The organism is Nonomuraea sp. NPDC002799 (genome assembly GCF_053592075.1).
Genome location: NZ_JBSFVA010000011.1, coordinates 1 through 18,337, shown reverse-complemented (window position 1 = coordinate 18,337; position 18,337 = coordinate 1). Strand labels below are relative to the sequence as shown.

Genomic DNA, 18,337 nt, shown 5'->3' with positions numbered 1-18,337 from the left:
GAAAATGGTCGCAAGGTTCGCGGCGATAAGCCTGCGAGGGGTCGCCTTTGAGACACAGTTATGACAGCGACACTATGGGGCCTTCCCGCCAAAGATTGCCTCGAAGCCTGAGAGTACCGCCTCAACCAAAGACGCTGATCCCTTGCCGAGCGCGTAATGGATCGGTTTACGGCCTCGCGCCTTCTTCAGAGCGTCTGTCGCAGCGTGCGCTGCCGCTCTATCCGCGATGACCAACAGGTCGGCCTGTTTCGCTGCGCTTCTTAATGCTGTACTTGCCACTTTGTCAGTGAAGATCTCGACCCGGGTTTCTGGGTACCATCGTCGCACGATAGCTGCTGCCCTGTTGGCCGCAGACTCCACTAGAGAATAGATCGCTACGAAACATCCTTCAGGCGGCCTGACCTGAAGAATCGTCGCTGGCGCCTGGCCATCGGGTTTGGCTGGAATTGCCAGTTCCAACCCGAAGTCTGAGGCCAGCATCTCGGCAGTCTCTAGCAGTACAGCGTTGATTCGTCGTGCGTTGTGTGGTCCGATCCGGCTCAAAATCTGAGTAGCAAAGGTTGGAAGCTCCGCTGCTGCGTCAGGCCGTGTCGCCGCAAGCACCTCGATCATTTCAAGGCTAAGTGACATGTCGGCATCAGTCAGGAAAGGCGTCCAACCGGCACGAAGACTGTCTACCAGTTCATCGAATATTGATGCTGATACTCCAGTGGTGAGCGCTCTCGCTACAAGATCAAGCAGTCGATTGGCTCGATGGCGATCGCCGGACTCATCCCCCAGGGCCCACGCCTCCACAATAGTCAACCGCAGGTCTTGGATTCCGGGTACGTCGCCGGCCGCTAGGAAGAGATCCCGTTCCATGTCGAGCAGTAGCTCGATGAGATCTGGAAGGAAAGAAGGGTCTAGCGACCTGCTGAGAGGCCGAGCCACATCGACAACTTCTCGGAGCACTCCAGCCTGCATGAGGCGGGGGACCGCTTGAGCTCGCAGTTCATCAGTTATCCGGGCTCGATCGGTGACGGTAATGCCAGCAGCAAAGGCGGCCTTGAGCGTTTCTGCCAGAGGCTCGGCAGCGATGGCGACCTGGTGCCCACTCGTTGTGAGTCGGCTAGACACTATGTGGCGGATGTCTGACTCGACGAGTTGCTCCCGCCACTGCTGGAGGAGTTGTATCGAGCTGCTGCTGAGAGTCTTTGTAACCAGTTCGAGGAGCACGGGAAGCAAGGTGGCGGACGGCGTGGCTCGCGCAAGGACCTCGATCGCGGCGTCGAGACGTCCACCGTCGAGAGCCAAGCGCAACTCGGCGAGGTCCGGTTCTCCGGTTGGTGTCTGAGCGACTGCGCCCGGCACGGAAAGTAGAGCAGCAAGGTCGCGCCGGTCGTTGACCTGATCGAGCCAACCCGATTCGAGGAGTCGCGCCGCGACGAGCTTAGCCGACTCACCTGATGACAGCGACCAGTAAGCGTAGTATTGGGCGCCCGCCGCTGACCTAATCATGGTCGCCGATCCCAGGAGGCATCCGTACGCTGAAGTCGACTGCACAAAGTCCGGGAGGCTGGCCGTATCTGGAAGGCGGGTCATGGCAAGACGAGCTAGTGCATCCGAAGCCAAGACGGGGCGGTCAAGACGGATCAGGTCCGGAAGTTCTTCGAACTGTTCGAGCCGATCCCAGTGCTCGAAAGTCACCAGATATTGCAACCTCAGGAACAGTTTGTTGGCCCTCGATAGCCGGTGATCCTTCTCCAGGACGTTCAGGATTTCTTCAGTCTTAGCTTCCGCTCCAGAAGCACAGGAATCCCAAAAGTCGCCGATGAGTCGGCCCAACGGTAGAACCAGATTGATTGTTCGATAGGGGCGAACTGTAAGTGCATGAGTCATTCGGACTAGGCCTTGGCGGACGTTGGCTTCGACTTTGGCATTCCTTGGGATCAGAAGTCGATATGAAAAGCCCTGCAGGCCAGTGAGCGTCTGGACAGCCTGGTCCAGAGGCATATCTGAGTCTTCGTGGACAGGCTGTCCGGAGAAGGCGGTCCACGATCCTACGTAAGCCTGAATTAGATCGCGGATCCACAATCGTTGTTCTCGATCAGGACAGATCACATACCAGTATGTCCAACTAGACGCGCTGACCGGAAGCACAAAAGGAGAAGGCGGGTTGGCAAACCATGCCGCTTCAGCTTGCGCGACGATTCTACGGACAGCGCCATTGCTGGTGACAGATATATCATTGGGTGGTGAAAAGAAGGCCGCAACAAATTTGGTCCACGGCGTATCCAGGAGGCCGGGGTTCACTTGAACAGCTCAAGTAGATCGGTTGCGACCGCTGCAACCCGTGCGGCATCTGTCGTAACCGTGATCAGTTCCCCATTCATAGTAACTCCGCTATAGGTAAGATTCATTGATCCATAGACCGCCCATGTGTCGCCTATCAGGGCCTTCTCGTGGCTGAACAGGAGATGCTCCCGAGGTTGTCGAGTGAGTGATAGGCGAGAAGCGGTCCCGTCTAGCGATGCTGCCTGTTCGACGCGTGACAGGAGTTCCGTTTCGCGATCGCCAGGGCCGCAAGCGAGTCGGATGATGGTGCCGTGCTGGAGCATTGCCCTAAGTACATTGGAAAAAGGTACGAACGTCGCTGTCCAGGCTGCATTGAGTGACGTGAATTTGCCGCCTCGGTTGTCCAGCGCCGGAAAGTCCGACATCCAGGGCGACACAACGAGCAGGCGTTTACCTGGGTTAAGCAGTTCCGAGAGGAACAAACCCTCGAGGCACTCTGTCAGATCTCGGCTTGGTGAGGCCGCCGACCTATGGATGAGTCGCGTGCTCATTGCGGAGCCTCCCGAAGCGAAACTGACACCGAGTACCTACCGTCTTCTCTGGTGATCCCTTCCACTTGTGGATAGACATGCAACCAATCAAGTTCGAGTGGGTCAGCCATCAACTCCCGCACCGCGCTCGCTAGCACCTCCGTCTTGCTGGAACTGCTGACAAGTCGGGCGGTGCCGCGGCTATGCAGGGCAGAGGCCAGAGCGTCGCGCCACTTTTCACCGTCAACATCGATACCCGCAGGACGACTGGGCAGCACATCTTTCAGCAGAGTTCTCTCCGTAGCAAGTGGGTTCTGCATAAAGCGATTGGTGGCTCGGAGCGTTTCGTTGCGACGTGCGCATGCCCGTGTCCATAGCAGGCTGAGGAGGACCACTTGCGCCCTAGTCTGCGAATCGGCTTCGTTTGTGGAAGACGCAACGCGCCTAAGCATGTCCAGCACCTGATCGTCCCTTGCGAGGAACGCGCATATGGCGCGATGGTCAATCGCGAATCCGGCGCGAACGTCGATGTCATCCCAACGGCCCAGCGCCAGGCGGAGGAGTTCGTCACTCTCGGCTCCTGATCCCGGCCGAAATATGCGCGTTGATAGCGCGGTGAGATTCGCATGCGTCTGGGGGATGCCTTCCTCTGCAAGGCATGCGTTGAGGTCCTGCCATGCTTGCAGCCTGTCGGCTCTTCCTCCACGGAAACGCTGGGCCGCATCGCGGACTGGAGCGCTGGTCTTCAACAGCCCCAGCACCCGGCGCAGGGATGGATCTACCTCTTCCGAGTCCGACGGTTCCACGGCTGCGGCGACGAGGGTATCAAACCTCCGCGGATCGTCTGCTAGCCGGCGAGTCAGGGCCTCGACTAATCCGCCTCCACCCGGAACGGTGTCGGACAGGACAATGTGTGCCCGCGGCCCTCCCTCATCGAGGATGTCAACCAAGGCGTCGGTGTCTATGTTGAAATCGGAGCAGACTTGCTGTGCTGCAGCCTGCCAGGCCGCAGCGAGGGTGTGCATGAACCGAGAGCGGATCCACGGTAGCCATGTTTGGTCGGGCTCGTGGTTAAGAGTCGGAATTGTCTCGTTCAGAACTTGGATCGTGTCTGAGCTCTGAAGGGCGTCAAGGACTGTATCTCGAAGAGGTGTCTCGTCGACCTCGGTGTGGTTGGTGGCGAGAAGGACGCCGTCTACCACGGTTGCTGCTAGCGACTGCCACTGTTGTGCCCCGAGCCCGAGCAGGTGATCGATGTCGTCCCCGCGAAGCACTGCGTCAGTTGCTACTGATAGGACGACGTCAGTGACCCACGCCGCAGTAAATGGGCCAAGACCGCTTTGTTCGAGACCTTCCCGAGTAAGGTGCGCGAACCGATCCGTACGCAACTGCCGGAGCCTACCGGGATCGGTATCCAGCTTGAAGGCGGCCAGTGACTCCGGTACAGCAACGGTGACAAGGAGCGCGTCGACCGTGCTGGCGAAGCCGACGCCGGCGGGCTTACCGCCCCGCGTGAACGTGAGGTCTTGACGCCTTCGAGTCCCCGGCATCACGAGTTCGGCCGTACCCTCCAGCGCGAACCGCCAGGTCTGCAGGGGGCCGCGATCAGCATTAAGGTACGCCGTAACATCAGGGACCAGCTGGCCGAGAGGGCTGTTGCGCGGACGGGGTAGCTGTGTTCCCTCGTCGTCCACGTCGATGGTGAAACGCCACTTGAGCCAACCGTTCGAGGTTGCTTGGACACGGGGCGGCGGTTCCGTCGGGCGGATAGCCATGGGCCTGACTATGGGGATGGGGCCATCCGGCGTGAGGACATCGGTGATCACTTCACCGCCAGGAGCCAGGCCGGCATCAAGATCAATCACTCCGGACGCTGGGGCTTCGATCCAGAGGCCCCGGACCTTCTGCACGGCCCATCGAAGCGTTACTTTCCCAGGAGCGAGTTCGCTGAGTGCCATCCCGACTGGCATGGATGTTTCGGCCGCGGGGTCGTAATTTGGAGGCGGGGCAATCTCCACTTCCGGAAGTGCAAGATCACTAAACAACGTTGACGGAATGAACTCTGGCAATGGCTGTCGTGCGACGATGTCAGTGCTTGGGACCGCCTCCCTCGACTGCACGGTGGACCAGTCGCTGGTAAGCCGGCGATAGGCGGTTGGCACGACTTCGAGCATGAGCGAGCGAGGGTACTCCCAGCAAACACTCTGCGTCTCCTCGAGGCTCAATTTCAGACTCGATTGGACGAAGGAAAACAGGTCCTTCTGGGCAGCGCCACCATCGAGGACTTCGCCCAAAAGCTGGTGGCACGCTTGTACCAAAGTATATTTTTCGCCGGGTTTCGAAAGGACTTTGCGTACGGACCAACGATGCGGTCCATCAACGCCAAGTCGGGTGGCGATCCAGTCAATGAGACACATCGCGGCCTGCATCTTGCGCACTGATTGATTGCCCAGCGGTAGGTTCTTTGCCGGAACCGATGGGTCAATGATCGTCTCGTAGGACTGAAAGGCCAACCGGTCGCGCCCGTAATCTGAGAGCACAACGACGGTCCAGGGACGTTGGTCCTGCACTCGTCCGGCCCGACCTCGGCGTTGCAGGAACTGCGCAATGTCACGCGGTGCCTTGTGCTGAAGGATTGCCCCAACGCGGGGATCGTCGTATCCAACTTCTAGAGAAGAGGTTGCAATGACAATATCAGTGGACTGGCTGACGCCGGTATCCTGCGATGACGTTCGCGATATCTGCAGGGAGCGCTGCCCGAAGCCCAACTTCTCCGGGAGCCACCAAAACTGGCCTTCACGGTCCCATTCCGCTTCGTCATCGATTCCCGTATAACGTTCAGCATCATCTGGAATACGTAGGCTGGCGAGGACGTGTCCATTCCGATCGGGATTCCCGAAGGGATCGCGACCCTCTGCGCTCAGCACCTGCCGGTAGAGCCGGTTAACGAGATCAAGGTTTTCGAGAAAGGCGAATACCCGTGTCCCATATGAGCCACCAAGGCTGGCTCCGTTTTCATCCAGGATCCGCCGCAGCAGCATGAGACTTTGGATGGAAGTAGACAGCAGGGCAGCCTGAGAGGCGGGATCGCCACGGAGAAGGAGTTGATACTCGCTTCCCTTGCGTATCATCGAATCCGGATCCGGACGGACATCATTGATATATTCCGGGGAAACGCCGCACAGATCTGAGAAGAACGTCGCTGCGTTCGCAAGCGTGGCGCTCAGACCTACCCAAGTGACGGGGCGCCCGATAAGGTGCCGCCAACGCCGGAGTAGATAGGCAACCTGGGCACCGCTCGCGCCCGAATAGGTGTGGATCTCGTCGAGCAGGACGAGATTCGGTCCTCGCCCCTTCCCTACCCCGAAGACATGCCTTGACCATCCGTCGCTTAGTTGCTGGTTCAGCATCTCCGTGGTCGTGAATAGAATGTCAGGCACCTGCTCCTGCATGGCGGTGCGCGTCAGACGGAGTTCGTCCGAAGTGACATGGCCACCGCATGTCTGGCACTTCAGGTGTCCCCAGTTTAGAGAACTTGACTGCTTGTCTGGAGGGCGAATCCAAGCAAGCGTTCCGCCACAGTTACCGCCATTGTTAGTTGCGGGGCAAGTTAGAAATGGGCACAGCCAAGCCGATCCTTCTCTTCGCCAACCGCCTCGTCTATCGGGCTCGTGATCGCTGCTGAATGGCGTCGGCCCAAAATAAGCTCCGATGGTCAGGAGTCGACTGCCAGATGATCGAAGGGAACGCACCTCCTGCAGCGCCGTCGCCAACTGATCCTTCAGCAACTCGTTACGGGGATAGATCGCAATGACGCGCGGGCCGTTGTCATCTGCCGCCAACTGTGACAGAGCAGGGAGGTAAAATGCGAGGGTTTTGCCGCTTCCGGTGCCTGCACCGATCACAACTCCGCGATCTTTCTTGACCCGAAGCGCTGAGAAGATCTCGGCCGTAGCCTCGAGTTGGAAGTGGGAGAGGGACCGTCCAGCCAGGACACGTCCGACCTGAGAAAGAACAGCGTCGGGGAGGTCACGCCCCTGCAGCAGTTTGAGGGCCTCAGCAGGCTCAAGGTTCCGATCGGGAAAGGCGCGCGGCCGGCGAAGGAAGCGGAAGTCTGAGACCAATCGGCTTCCGGACTGCCAGGGCTTGCCAGGGAACAACTGACGGAGTCTGGCGAAAAGGCGCACTGACTCAGCCATCCTAGTCCGGTACCTGGCCGGCCATTCTCTATGCAACTGAACCAAGAGATCCTCGGCCAGCAACTCATCGATGCAGACTTCTGTATCGGGGCCGTCCCAATGCTCTTTGAGGAAGTCTGAGAGGCTGTCTCGTGTCCAGGACTCGTCGATGAGTCCCCACGCGATTTTCCGTGCGTCGGCTTCCTCGAGGGCGTCGAGAGCGGCGAGAAGAGCAGAACGGTCAAAAGTAGTCATGATCGCAGCACGATCCTCAGATTCACCGTGTTTTCGGGGTCGGACAACCATGCGCGGACGGAGGAAGTGATGAGTCGCCAGGGCGCGCCGCCCTCAGTTGCCGCGTAGCGGAGGAACTCGCTGACCTCCGGGTGCTGGCGTTCGAGGCTCTGGTCCAGCTTCGGCCGATCCGCCGCCCACGATGCGGCGCCGTCCTCAAGGTCTTGAAGTCGATTCACCAAGTCGTCTGGGCTGAGGTTCTCGACTTTTCGCGCGAAAAGCGACTGGATCCGTCGCAGCCTGGCTGCCAGCGCCTCGCTAGACCCGGGATAAGCGACTATCGGCTGCTCGATCCCGTTCGGTCGCATCTGCATCCGCTTCATGTCAACGGATCGATTGAGGTCGACGAGAAAGGATCGAGAGAACTTACCAGCAGTGTCCAACGCGCTGTTGACCGACTGCGAGCGTATTCGAGAGGCAACATCCCCGATGGACGCCCCAACGATCACGGTTGCTGTTGTCCGCAGTGCCGTCCGGGCCTTAGTGAGTTCGCCTGCTGTCGCCTTGCGGACTGCAGGTTGGGCCAACCCATGTCCTGCGAGAAGTGGGATTACACGCAACGCGCTATCTAGGTCCTCGCGCGCTCTACCAGCACGCACTCGAGCTTTCTCGATTTCAACCCGTGCCTGCTGATCGGCCTCTTGGGCCTCTACTTGCGCCAGCCGGTTGAGTAGGGCTTCAGCGCGTGAGGCTAGCGACTCTGGTGGGTGCATCACTGGACCTCCTGACAGGCCCTGTCCAGCAACGTGGCCAGGCCTCGAAGTTCTCGGATCAGGGCGTCCGTGTCTACGGCTCCAGTGATTTGCGTAGCCGTCAAGTTTTGCTCCAGACCAGAGAGAAGCTCCTTAGTCACTTGTGCGAAGCGCCCAAGCGCCGTCAGTTGTGGCAAGGGATTATTGAGGATGTCCCAGAGGTCACCAGATTCAACCTCGCTGGCAATTTTTTTGCTGAGGCGTCGATAGGACTCCATGCTCTCGGAACCGACTTGGCTTCGAACCGTTTCGTACAACTCCTTCGAGTCAGCACGGGGCAATCGACCTCGGAGGTGGCACTCCTTAACGAGCCGATCAACGACCTTCAGGGTCGCGCTCAAGTCCTCAGTGGGATCAAGAAACCTCGCCACGTCCTGGACGCTCCGTGCTACGTCGTTCCAGGCTTGCTCTGCCGCCCGTGACTGCCGAGTTTGAAGTTGCCTCAGCAACGGGCTGCCGTGATCTTCACCAGGGGGTTCGCTCGGAACCGACCGTGCTTTCAGGTGCACCTGGATTTGCCGCAAGAGCGGGCCTACGTCGAACAGTGATGGCTTTCCTGCTCCCTTGGCCGCTGTCGCGTAGGCCCGAACAGTTGTCAACGCCTCTTCACGAACGGGGCGTACCTCCTTGAGAAACTTCTCGACGGCCGGGTGCTGACCCGCCGGGCATGCCGGCATCAGCATCGCCGGCAGAGCGGTGGAGACCGTATGTCCGGGATCTGTGGCCGCGTTGCGCAGCACCTCAAGCGCTTGTACGGCGGGCAGTAGAGTTGCAGCGTCGGCTGTTGCCAGGTGGGCGAGTTTACTAGCGTAGTCGCTGATTCTTTTCTGGAGGTAGAAGAACCATCGCCCCTGATCCACCGAGTCCAAGCTACTTCCGTCGGCGGCCGTTAGTACTCCCTGGATAAGGATGGCATTATCGTCCGTGGCCTCAATTCGAAATGGAACTGGGCTCTCGACCACACCTCCGCCCTGCGACCGGTCAATTTGGATGTCACTCAGACGCAGGGTGTGAGACCCAATCAGCCAGGCAGGTCTGGAACCCTTGATTCTACTGATCAAAATTCCGTACGGGCCGTTCTGCAGGTGGACGATCACCGCGTCGCAGATCCATCTCCGAATGCGGTTTGCGGTGCCGGAGCTGAGCAAACTAGAACCATTGGCCCACAGATCGATCTCGCTCGCCGATGGCCGTTGCGGCTTAGGCAGCGTCTCGTCCCTCTCCTCCGGCTTGCCTTGATCATCAGCTATTCCATCACTCAGTTGATTGCCGAAGTAGGCCGCGACGGCTTCGAGTGCCGGGTCGGCATTTGGTGGTGACTGAGCGTAGAAGGCGCGCAGGCTCATCTCAGTGTCAGGGCTGACATGGTTGGTACGCCGAATAGCTGCTCGCATTCCTGGAGGGATTGCTTGCCGCACATCGTCCAGTGGCTTGGCGAATCGCCCAGACGGAAATATTCCTCCTGTTGGCAACTCATCTTCGGCAGCCTCCAGTGGCCCTCGGATGACTTCACGGAGAATCTCTCTAGGTTGGAATCCGCCTGGGCTGGCTAGCTCTACCAATCTGTCGATGGCAGTTCCGTTAAAGGGATAGAGACCATAGCCGTCCGTTGAGGTACCAAAGGTTGCGTGGCATCGAGGCCTGTCTGCGCATGATAGGCATGCGTTCGGAATGTCAGGAATCTGGCCGCGAGACGCGGAATTGGCGGGCGGAGCATCGGGCAGACGCCCAGCATTTAAATAGCGCCCGACGAAGTCCCGCAGGCCCGTCTGGCCTATAGCCTTGACGTTAATGTTGAGAGTGAACTGCACGCCTCGATCGGTGAAGGTGTCGAGGGAGTTCAGGTATCCAGATGTCACTGCGATCGCGGCACGGAGTTTGCACAACCGAGAGGAGGCAGGAATAGTGAGCGCCTGTGCCAATTGCTTGTCGATGCCATGCAGCAACACGAGGTCCTCGATCAACAAGCATAGTTCGTGTCCGCGAGCAGCGATCTCCTCGCGTACGTCCTCGAAAACGCTAAGTAGATCGGTTCCCTGCCCCATGAACACCTCAGCTTTTGCGCGCGGCAGATACCAGTCGCAGAGGGCGGCGATATCAGTTCGTAGGTATCGGTTCGAGACCAGGGACCCCACCAGGTTTTGGAGTTCTGGACCGAGGTCGTCAAAGACTGCAGGGTCAACCTGCAGGTCGGCCTCAGTAAGATGAAGGTCGGTCTCATCGACATCCTCTGATGGCTCTGCCCCACCACGGGCAAGGCGGACAATCCGGTGTACGGGACCGTCGCTTCTGCTCAGTACCTTGCGAAAGGTGTAGTCGCCGAGCAGTCGATGCGTTTTACGGCGTAGGTCGGTGAGTTCGGTTGGCGACACGCCCGATAGGCCACGGATTTCGGTGGCCGGGTCGAACGTCACCAGGTGGTCGAGCCTGGCCAACAAGGCGCTAACCGCCTCTTCGGCGGTCGCTATCTCAGATGAAGCCCGCGCGAGTTCTTCGCGGAGTTGTCTCGCCTTTGGCGTGTCGATTCCGGAAAGTATCTTCTCGGTCACTCGCCGGAGTGATGTGTTTCGCTTTTCGATGTAGACGATATGCCATGATGGGCGAGCCCCTAGACGGGACTTGAGCCACCTCACCATGTGGCTCTTCCCCGTACCCTTATCACCCTTGATGAAGAGCAACAATGGCTCATTCGACGTAATCGGCCGCGTAAAAGCGCGACGGACGTCGTCCTCGCTTGCCTCGATAGAGCGGCCGCCGCCCTGCTCCCGGAGTACGGGCAACTTCTGGTGTATAGCGTCGAACACCGCGTCGGCGCGTGGGTCGTCTACTTCTAGCCCACCGACGTCGACTTGCGTGGCGAAGTCGACCGCCGCCCGACTCCAGCAGACGCGATTTCCAATCACAGGTCACCTCTAATTCGAGTCGTCTCCCAAATTACCGTAGTGACGACACGGTCGGCAGACCCATCAGGCTGCAGTCGAAGAGTCCGGCCACCTGCGTCGCTCCTTCTTTCCAGAGTCAGGAAACCGTGCGCCTCGAGTTGAAGCAGCGAAACTGTTAAGCCGCCACTGAGTATGGCGTGATCACCCTCATGCTGCGGATCGTGACTGAACTGCAAGCCGTCGCCATCTAGGAACGGAACTGCTGAAGCACATCGTGCAGCGAAGTCACGCACATCGTAGTCGCCAGGCGCCAGCGTCGGTAGTCGGTAGGCCAAGGCTTCGCTAGCGTCTGGGATTAGTCCACCACTGCCAACAGGGCGGGCGAGTCCCAAGTATGATGCCCAACGCCGAAACGACGACCACTGTTCCCGGTTCGGAATCGGCCAGCCTTTGCGGTCGGAGCCGAGCACCTGCTCTTGCCTGATCGCAAAACTTCGTCCGGCACGACTAGTGGCAGATGACTCGAATCTGTCAAATGGACGCAAGGGCTCTCCTGCTACGTGTAGGAGAACTAGCGCTTGAATAAAATCTCCCACACCGCTCGATGCGTCCGAGTCGGTCATCTGGATCAGCGTGTCTACCAAGACCTGGAACATGCTCCGGGGGGTGACGGCTGCTGGGCTCTTCCAGCGCTCAGCCTCTGCGGTGGCTAGCCTGATGCGATTGCCCGACTGCTCAACCATGCCAAGCATCCGTAGAGCGTCGAGAGAGGCGCCGGCGATGATAGAGCCACCCGCACGCAGGTCATCTGGGTCAGCGTCCGAAGGATCGGCCGCCCCGGTAGCTACCAAGTCCATTGCCTCTGTAAGGCCACGAGGAGCTACCAGGCTCAGGAGTTCTTCCCTGTCTGCTTCTGCTTTTGGAAGTGCGACTAGCGCCCTCACCAGAAAGCGCATCGCCTCAGGGAGGATATCCGGCGGGTTGAGGAGTGCCATCTATAGCCTTCGCAGAATGTGATCGATGTGGTAAGCCGGGCCCCAGGATTCCCTTAGTAACGCTGGACCGCCAAAGGGACTTGGCGCGTCACGGGTGCATAGCACGACGGTCAGTGGTCCCCGCGAGAGACGGGTTAACAAGAGTGCCCACTCGCTGGCCAGATCTCCGGCGTCGATCCGCACGAGCGTGGGAACGAGCACGTTGTTCGAGCCTGCGAGCCAGCTCGTCACGGTGTCCTCCCACCAGATGGGTTGGGGCGATCGAGGGCGTGGCGACCACGGCCCCGCGGCCACTAGGGCCATGACACCTTGACTGACCAGGCGGTCGGCGAGTTCCTGCACGGCATCGGGTTCAAACTCGTCAGTCCAGACACATAGCCGTCCTTCTGGTGCCAGGTGGCGCAGCCTAGGTCCAGCCGAAGTAGTCAGGGTGCCGTTGATCAGCGGGCTCATAGGATGTCTTATCAATGCTGGCGGCAAGCGACGTGCTCGGCAGAAGGGACAGCCTCCGCACTGTCGAGTAGTTGGGAGCACGCCAGATTCCATGTTGAGGCGGTAGTGATCGGCCAGGTAGCGGTTCACGCAGGTGTCGAGTCCCTCGAGGATCTTCGTTGCAGATTCCAGGGACGCGGCCGCCGCTGTGCGACTCTGTGACTGCGCATCGCGGAAGCGCTGGCGGAAGGTGGCTTCGTCAGAGAGGTCGCTATGCTGAATACGGACAGACATCGAGTTTCGATGTGTTGCGAAGATATCCTGCAATGCCTCGTCTGTGGCATCAATCGGGATATTAGATGGAGTTGGCCATTCCACGGTGATCATCCTGGCACGATCCATCGCAGAGAGTGTCTGGGTGTTCCAGTAACGGTTGGCGTCGCTCCATGGATAGGTCACGTCCTCGGTGGGCGCAGTGAGATCTACCTTGAGTACGTCGTCCTCAATAGAGCCACGACTCTTCATGCTGCGCCATCGCCTCCATGCCTTCTCATCCCCGAGAAGCCTCGCCTCGGCCATTCCGTGCGCGACTTTGGCATCTGAGTCAGTCCACAAGACCATGGAGACGGACGCTCTGCCATCTCGGCCGCTCCGACCTACTTCCTGGTATAGACGATCCACTGACTCGGGCACGCATAGGTGAATCACACCCCGCACTTCAGGCACATCCATGCCAAGGCCAAAAGCCGAAGTGGCCACAACGATGTCGACGTCTTTGGCTGGGTCACCAGCGAGGCGTAGACCACGAGTAGCGTCCTGACGCCCTTGTGCTGATACGCCGCTTGTGACACCGGCGATTGCCTTCAAGCCCGCGGCGCGAAGCCACGACAAGGCTGTTGACACGTTGGTGGAGTTCTCAGAGGTGTGCAAACTGGTGTACACGATGAGTGGCCGCGGTAGGTGCCGGCATGCTTCAAGGAAGCGCTCACGCTTCTCTTCCTCTGTTGTGCAATAGCTCATCCACCAGGCGGGCTCCGGGCGAGTGACTTGCGCAGTTACCAGCACTTCGCGCTGTCCAGGGAAGAGGCGACGCAGCGCCTCTAGCCCATAGTCGTCAAGGGTTGCTGTGAGCATCACAGTGACGGGTTTCCGGTCAGCGGGTGCGAGGTCAAGCAAGTGCCGCCGCAGTCCCGCGAACGCCTGGAAGGCGGGTCGGAAAGCATCACCCCACTCCGCGACGATGTGTGCCTCGTCGATCGCAAGCAGGTCAAGCCTGCCCTCAGATGCGGATACTTCAAGAGACCGAGAAAGTACGGTGCACGCCGCCTCAGGAGAAGAGATGATCAGCCACTGTGTTCCCTCACGTACCCGTCGGGCCAGATCTGTCTTCTCGCTCGTGGTCAGATCACCGTGGTAGGCGAACAGGACTTGTTCCCCCGTGAGTTCCTGAATCCGCCGTTCAAGGTCCAGGGCAAGAGCCGTAGTGGGAACAATTAGACATGTCTGCCGAGGCCGGTTGCTGATCGCCCGGGTAAGGACGACGTCTGTCTTCCCGGATCCCGTGGGAAGCACACAGATGACGGAGTCTCCCCCGCGGGCTGCGCTGAGTGCGCGGACACTGGCCTTTTGGCCGGGGCTCAGATAAACGGACCGTTGCGCCGCGATGGTGTAGAAACGATCGGCGGTCAGTCGCCAGTTCGGTCTCCGTGGAGAGCAGTGGGCGGCGTCCTCGTCAGGTGCCGTTCCCCGGGCATCGAGCCATGAGGGAAGCCACGGTTGAGCGCGCCAGTACAGCCCTGCTTCGCGCACAAAGCCATAAGCCCGCCATTCGACCGTCGGTATAGAGGCCAGATCGGACGAGTCAGCGACCGACTGATATCCACGCGCGACCAAAACCGATCGGATCAACGGCAGAATTTCCGCCGAGCGCGGATTCCCGGACGACTCTAGCCGCCGGGCCAGACGCGGGCACGCTTCTGCTATCTCCTGCAAGGGGTAGATAGTCATGGGCGGTACACCCAAGTAATGAATACTGCCCCGCAGCTATCGAGGCTAAGCTCCGGGTGGGCCAGAGCATGCTGGACTGCGGCCATGACAGTCTCATCTGGAGACGACTCTCCCCCGATGCGTGATCGGGCCTGCAAAATCACACGCTCCCATTCCTGGGCAGCGGCAGTCCGCCGACGTGCCTCGTCCAGACGTTGGATCACGCTGTCGCGACCGTGGACGGCGGCTATGGCGGTCCGGAAGACGTCGCCGCAAAGACGAGGCCACTGGAAGGGTGCGGCTAGTTCGCGAAAACGCTCCGGGCGGCTTCCCAGGTTCTCTCCATCAGTGCGCTCCAGGATCTTGACCAACCTTGACTCGCACTCGCCTTGGCCCGCCAGCCACCAGATTCGTTCCAAGGTGGTTGGCAAGAAAAATTCAGAGCGCGCTTGTATCGCCCGATGGAGCGCTCCATCGAGATCGCCGGCGCCAGGAAGGTTGATCAGGCCAGGCGCGACCTTGATGTCGAAGCAGAAGGCCACCCATGGCTCTCGGTCTGGCTCTCGAGTCTGGAGTTGCACCTCGGTCGAGAAAGCCCTTCCGCGGTCGTCCACCTCAGCGATCTTGGCGAAGGCATTGACCAATGGCTCGCCCCAGCGCAGTAAGCCCAGGCCGGCCTCCGCGGTGATGCGATCGGTGGTGTACGCCCGTTTGAACACCTGCGTTCCGATGTCCCTCACGCACTCCTCTGTCAACAAGGGCGGCTTTGATCTGCTTACACCGAAACGCACGTGATCGTCTTCGTAGGAGACAGAGAACTGGAGCATCTCGACTAGGTAGCCGTGAACTGCCCGTTCGATCTCGCGTTGTTGAGCGTCCACGGTGGAAAGTCGCCGCGCAACGTCTTCGTCATTGGCCCGATCCTCGATGCTGTCAAGGATATCTTGCCCAGATATTCGACGCTGTTGAGCTGCAAGTTCATCCCTTTGACCCAGCATCTGCTCTCGCGCGCCGGCTAGGGTATGGGTGACTGCCGTGTGAAAGAACTTGTTCTCGAGATCCGACAGCACATACTGCAAGGTCGATGTTGAGGACGTGAACACACCAAATACGTCGTTGAGAGTCATCGTCCAGGCATCAATATGATCCCGGCCGGTAGTAAAATCCTCCCGGAAGGTCGAGGAGCGCACAGGACTCTGCAGTTCACTCCATCTGTCGAAGCGGCCGAGGCGCTGCTCGAGGTGGGTGCTGAAGGTGGGCACGTTGAGGTGAAGCACTTCGTCGATGAATTGAAGATTTGTCGCTTCCTCGGCGGACCGGTCGATGACGAGTATGCTGCGCTCCGTACTGCGTGCGAACTCGGTCGTTAGCCGGATTCTGAGGTCTTCCCCCTGGTCTTCTAGCAATGCGGAGACGCGGTGGCCGCCCAATTCGCTTACAAGTGACTGGGTAACTAGGCGAGCAGTATTCGGAAAAGAGCAGGCAATGGCGCATTTCTTGCGCCCTACCCGCTCTCTAGCCCACTCGATGGCTACAGACATTCGGTCTGCCTCAGTAGCGTTAGCGACAATTCGCTCGAGATTATCGGCAAGCTCCTGGCCAGCATTCAATCGCACGATCGCGTCAACGGCACTCAGTTCATCGGGCGACAGATCGTGGTTCGGTTTACGTCGTAGTGCTTTAACAAGGTCTTCGAGTGCGGTGATGGGCGCAAGAATGCGTCCAAGAATGATTTGCAGAATATATCCCGCTTTGGGATGCTCCTCTAGTTCGAGAGCGAGACGGAGATCGTCTAACGCGGTAAAAAGATCCTGGCGCCGCCGGTCGGGGTCCGGGATTAGCCAAGTGTCCGCCAGGCCGCGGCCTCGTGCGGGAAAGCCTTTTTTGGCTGCTGTGGAGCGACGATTTCGTACCATCCGTCGGTGAAGTCGATAGGTCTCGGAGATGTAGCTTCGGAGATTACTGATCTTTCTCCTAGTTTCGCCCTCTGCCCTGGCTGCGATGAACTGGTGGGCATCGGCAATGAGTTCCTTGGCAACGGGGTCGTTCGGGAGTAGCTGGGAGACTTGGGTCAGCGGTCCGTCCAGATAGCGAAGTGGAGTCTCTTCGCTGATCGCCGATATAGCTTGCGCCAAGTCGTCACGCATTTCGACGCGGTGGCGAAATGCGGTCATGTCAGTCAGGGGATAGTTCGCCGGGTCTAGCAAGTGCAATAGCCTGAGAAAAGCGTCCTCATTACTGCGAACTGGTGTAGCACTCAACAGAAGAAGCGCCTTTGAGGCGTGGGCGATGGCGCATAGTGCGTCATACCGCTGGTCACGAAGACCTTCCCCTTCGTTGTTCACCCGCTCGGTCAGCCGGTGTGCCTCGTCGACGATCGTGAGCATTCTGGGCTCAGGTCGTATGGTTCCAATCGCCGAATGGCCGACGATCTTCACAGCGCCAGGGAGTTCGTGCACCCGGAACTTCATCGCGAGCTCTTGCTTCCACTGTCCGACCACCTGATCGGGCACGATGACGACCGCAGTCCCCGCCTCGTCGAGCAGCAACTGGCGAAGCACCATGCCGGCCTCGATGGTTTTGCCGAGCCCCACCTCATCGGCCAGCAGGTAACGAGGTATCGGATCGCCGAGTACTCGGCGAGCTGCACCGACTTGGTGATCGTGGATCTCGACAGCCGACGAGAGAATGCCGCCAAGGTTGAGGGAGGCGCTGCGCTGCTGCAACACCGTATGTAAGAAGTGGGTCCTGCGAGTATGGAAATAGCGAGTCTCGACTGTGCCCGCCTTAAGCAGGCCAAGCGGGTCCGCCAGCGGGAGGGACCAACGGACTTGCAACTCAGCGGAGGGCAGGACCTTCGTGCTGCCGTTTGGCAGGTGGACGAAGTAGGCCTCGCCCTTCTCGCTCGATGGGGAGTCGATCCGCCCAACGATCCACCGTTGGCCGTCAAACCACCACACCCTCTGCTGTGAAGGCAAATGGGCCACCTGGTACGTTCGGCCAAGAACGGGCAGTTCCACCTCGGATCGCATTGGCGAATCGAAGAAGGCGATCCTCCCCGCGGCGGGGTCAAAGCGGCCCCAGCCTAGCTCACTGTCCCTGACAAAACGGATATCTGCAGCCGAAAGGGGCTCTCCGGCAAGCGATGGCTCCATCCATAACCCCACGTCGTCGGCATCGGCAGCAACTAGACACCTTTTGTAGCACTTCTCACTGTCCCTGGCGAAGACATCACCGTTCTGGAGTGTACTTTTCCTTGGGCCCGGCGGGTGGTGCGGTCCCAAGCAACGAATCGAGTAGCTGAAGTCCGCTTCGTGCCTACGCGGTGACGATGTCAATGCGGAGCGCCATCGCTGGTGAAACGACGGCGAGGGGCGCGAGTTTGCCTGCGGTATCTCTCGTTCGCTGCCAGTTCCTTGGATGTGGCCGCCGTCCACGCCTCGACGAGCACAATCGGTCTCACTGGCCAGGGCGTTCCCTTCACTGCCGACGTCGGGCGCTGTGAACGGACACGAGTTTCTCCAGGTAGATGGCCACGCCCATCCAGATCCATGGCCACTCGACCTCCAGGTGGGCGGACACTACGCGTCCTGTTGGACGGCCATCTGTCCGTGCACATAGTGATCTTCGGAAGGCTCCGGGCTGAGACCGTCACGATCGCCGACTTCGGCGACCTCCCTACGGGCTGGGGCGATCGGAGCCGCAGGACCCTCCTTCGTCGGGCCTCACGGCATCGCGCACCCTGCTCAGCGCCACCTGGTGGTGCCCGAGGGCCTCGCCGTCGTTGGCTATGCCTGGCCGTGGCCCCCGCATCTCAGCTCCGTGGAGTTGTCCGTCTACCTGGAGATCTCGTGGCCGCCCAGCAGGAGTCACACGGCCATTTACCAGGAATGACGTGTCCGTCCACCTGGGTTTCCACGGCTCTGGCACAAAGATCGTGATGCCGTGACAGCGCGTGATCACGGTCGCGGTTCCGCAACTGACCGCGCATGAGGGCGGCCGCTTCGTAAAGAT

Annotated in this window: 7 protein-coding genes; all 7 read right to left on the bottom strand. The window is 59.6% G+C overall.

The annotated features are described in order from the left end of the window. Positions 1-72: 72 nt before the first annotated feature. Complete coding sequence (dpdD, locus tag ACWD0F_RS21040; RefSeq protein WP_449877848.1) at positions 73-2,292, bottom strand: protein DpdD; 2,220 nt, start codon at positions 2,290-2,292, stop codon at positions 73-75. Beyond that, on the bottom strand, positions 2,289-2,825 hold the full coding sequence (dpdK, locus tag ACWD0F_RS21035) for a phospholipase D-like domain-containing protein DpdK (protein ID WP_449877846.1): 537 nt from the start codon (positions 2,823-2,825) through the stop codon (positions 2,289-2,291). The genes dpdD and dpdK overlap by 4 nt, the downstream gene beginning before the upstream one ends. Continuing rightward, positions 2,822-7,237, bottom strand: a complete 4,416-nt coding sequence (dpdJ, locus tag ACWD0F_RS21030) for a protein DpdJ (protein ID WP_449877844.1) — start codon at positions 7,235-7,237, stop codon at positions 2,822-2,824. The genes dpdK and dpdJ overlap by 4 nt, the downstream gene beginning before the upstream one ends. Beyond that, complete coding sequence (locus ACWD0F_RS21025) at positions 7,234-7,725, bottom strand: hypothetical protein (RefSeq protein WP_449877843.1); 492 nt, start codon at positions 7,723-7,725, stop codon at positions 7,234-7,236. The genes dpdJ and ACWD0F_RS21025 overlap by 4 nt, the downstream gene beginning before the upstream one ends. Before the next feature lie 263 nt (positions 7,726-7,988). Next, entirely contained in the window at positions 7,989-10,577 is a 2,589-nt protein-coding gene (locus ACWD0F_RS21020) for a hypothetical protein (RefSeq protein ID WP_449877841.1), read from the bottom strand. Positions 10,578-11,905: 1,328 nt separating this feature from the next. Next, positions 11,906-14,344 (bottom strand): protein DpdF, encoded by a 2,439-nt coding sequence (gene dpdF / locus ACWD0F_RS21015; RefSeq protein WP_449877839.1) that lies wholly within the window; start codon positions 14,342-14,344, stop codon positions 11,906-11,908. Next, a complete protein-coding gene (dpdE, locus tag ACWD0F_RS21010) occupies positions 14,341-17,478 on the bottom strand; it encodes a protein DpdE (RefSeq protein ID WP_449877837.1) in 3,138 nt (1,045 codons plus the stop codon). The genes dpdF and dpdE overlap by 4 nt, the downstream gene beginning before the upstream one ends. Between the last annotated feature and the right edge of the window lie 859 nt (positions 17,479-18,337).

What these genes read in the sequence shown, in the direction of transcription:
- dpdK (WP_449877846.1), bottom strand. Translation starts at nt 2,825, where the DNA reads ATGAGCACGCGACTCATCCATAGGTCGGCGGCCTCACCAAGCCGAGAT.
- dpdF (WP_449877839.1), bottom strand. Translation starts at nt 14,344, where the DNA reads ATGACTATCTACCCCTTGCAGGAGATAGCAGAAGCGTGCCCGCGTCTG.
- dpdJ (WP_449877844.1), bottom strand. Translation starts at nt 7,237, where the DNA reads ATGACTACTTTTGACCGTTCTGCTCTTCTCGCCGCTCTCGACGCCCTC.
- dpdE (WP_449877837.1), bottom strand. Translation starts at nt 17,478, where the DNA reads ATGGAGCCATCGCTTGCCGGAGAGCCCCTTTCGGCTGCAGATATCCGT.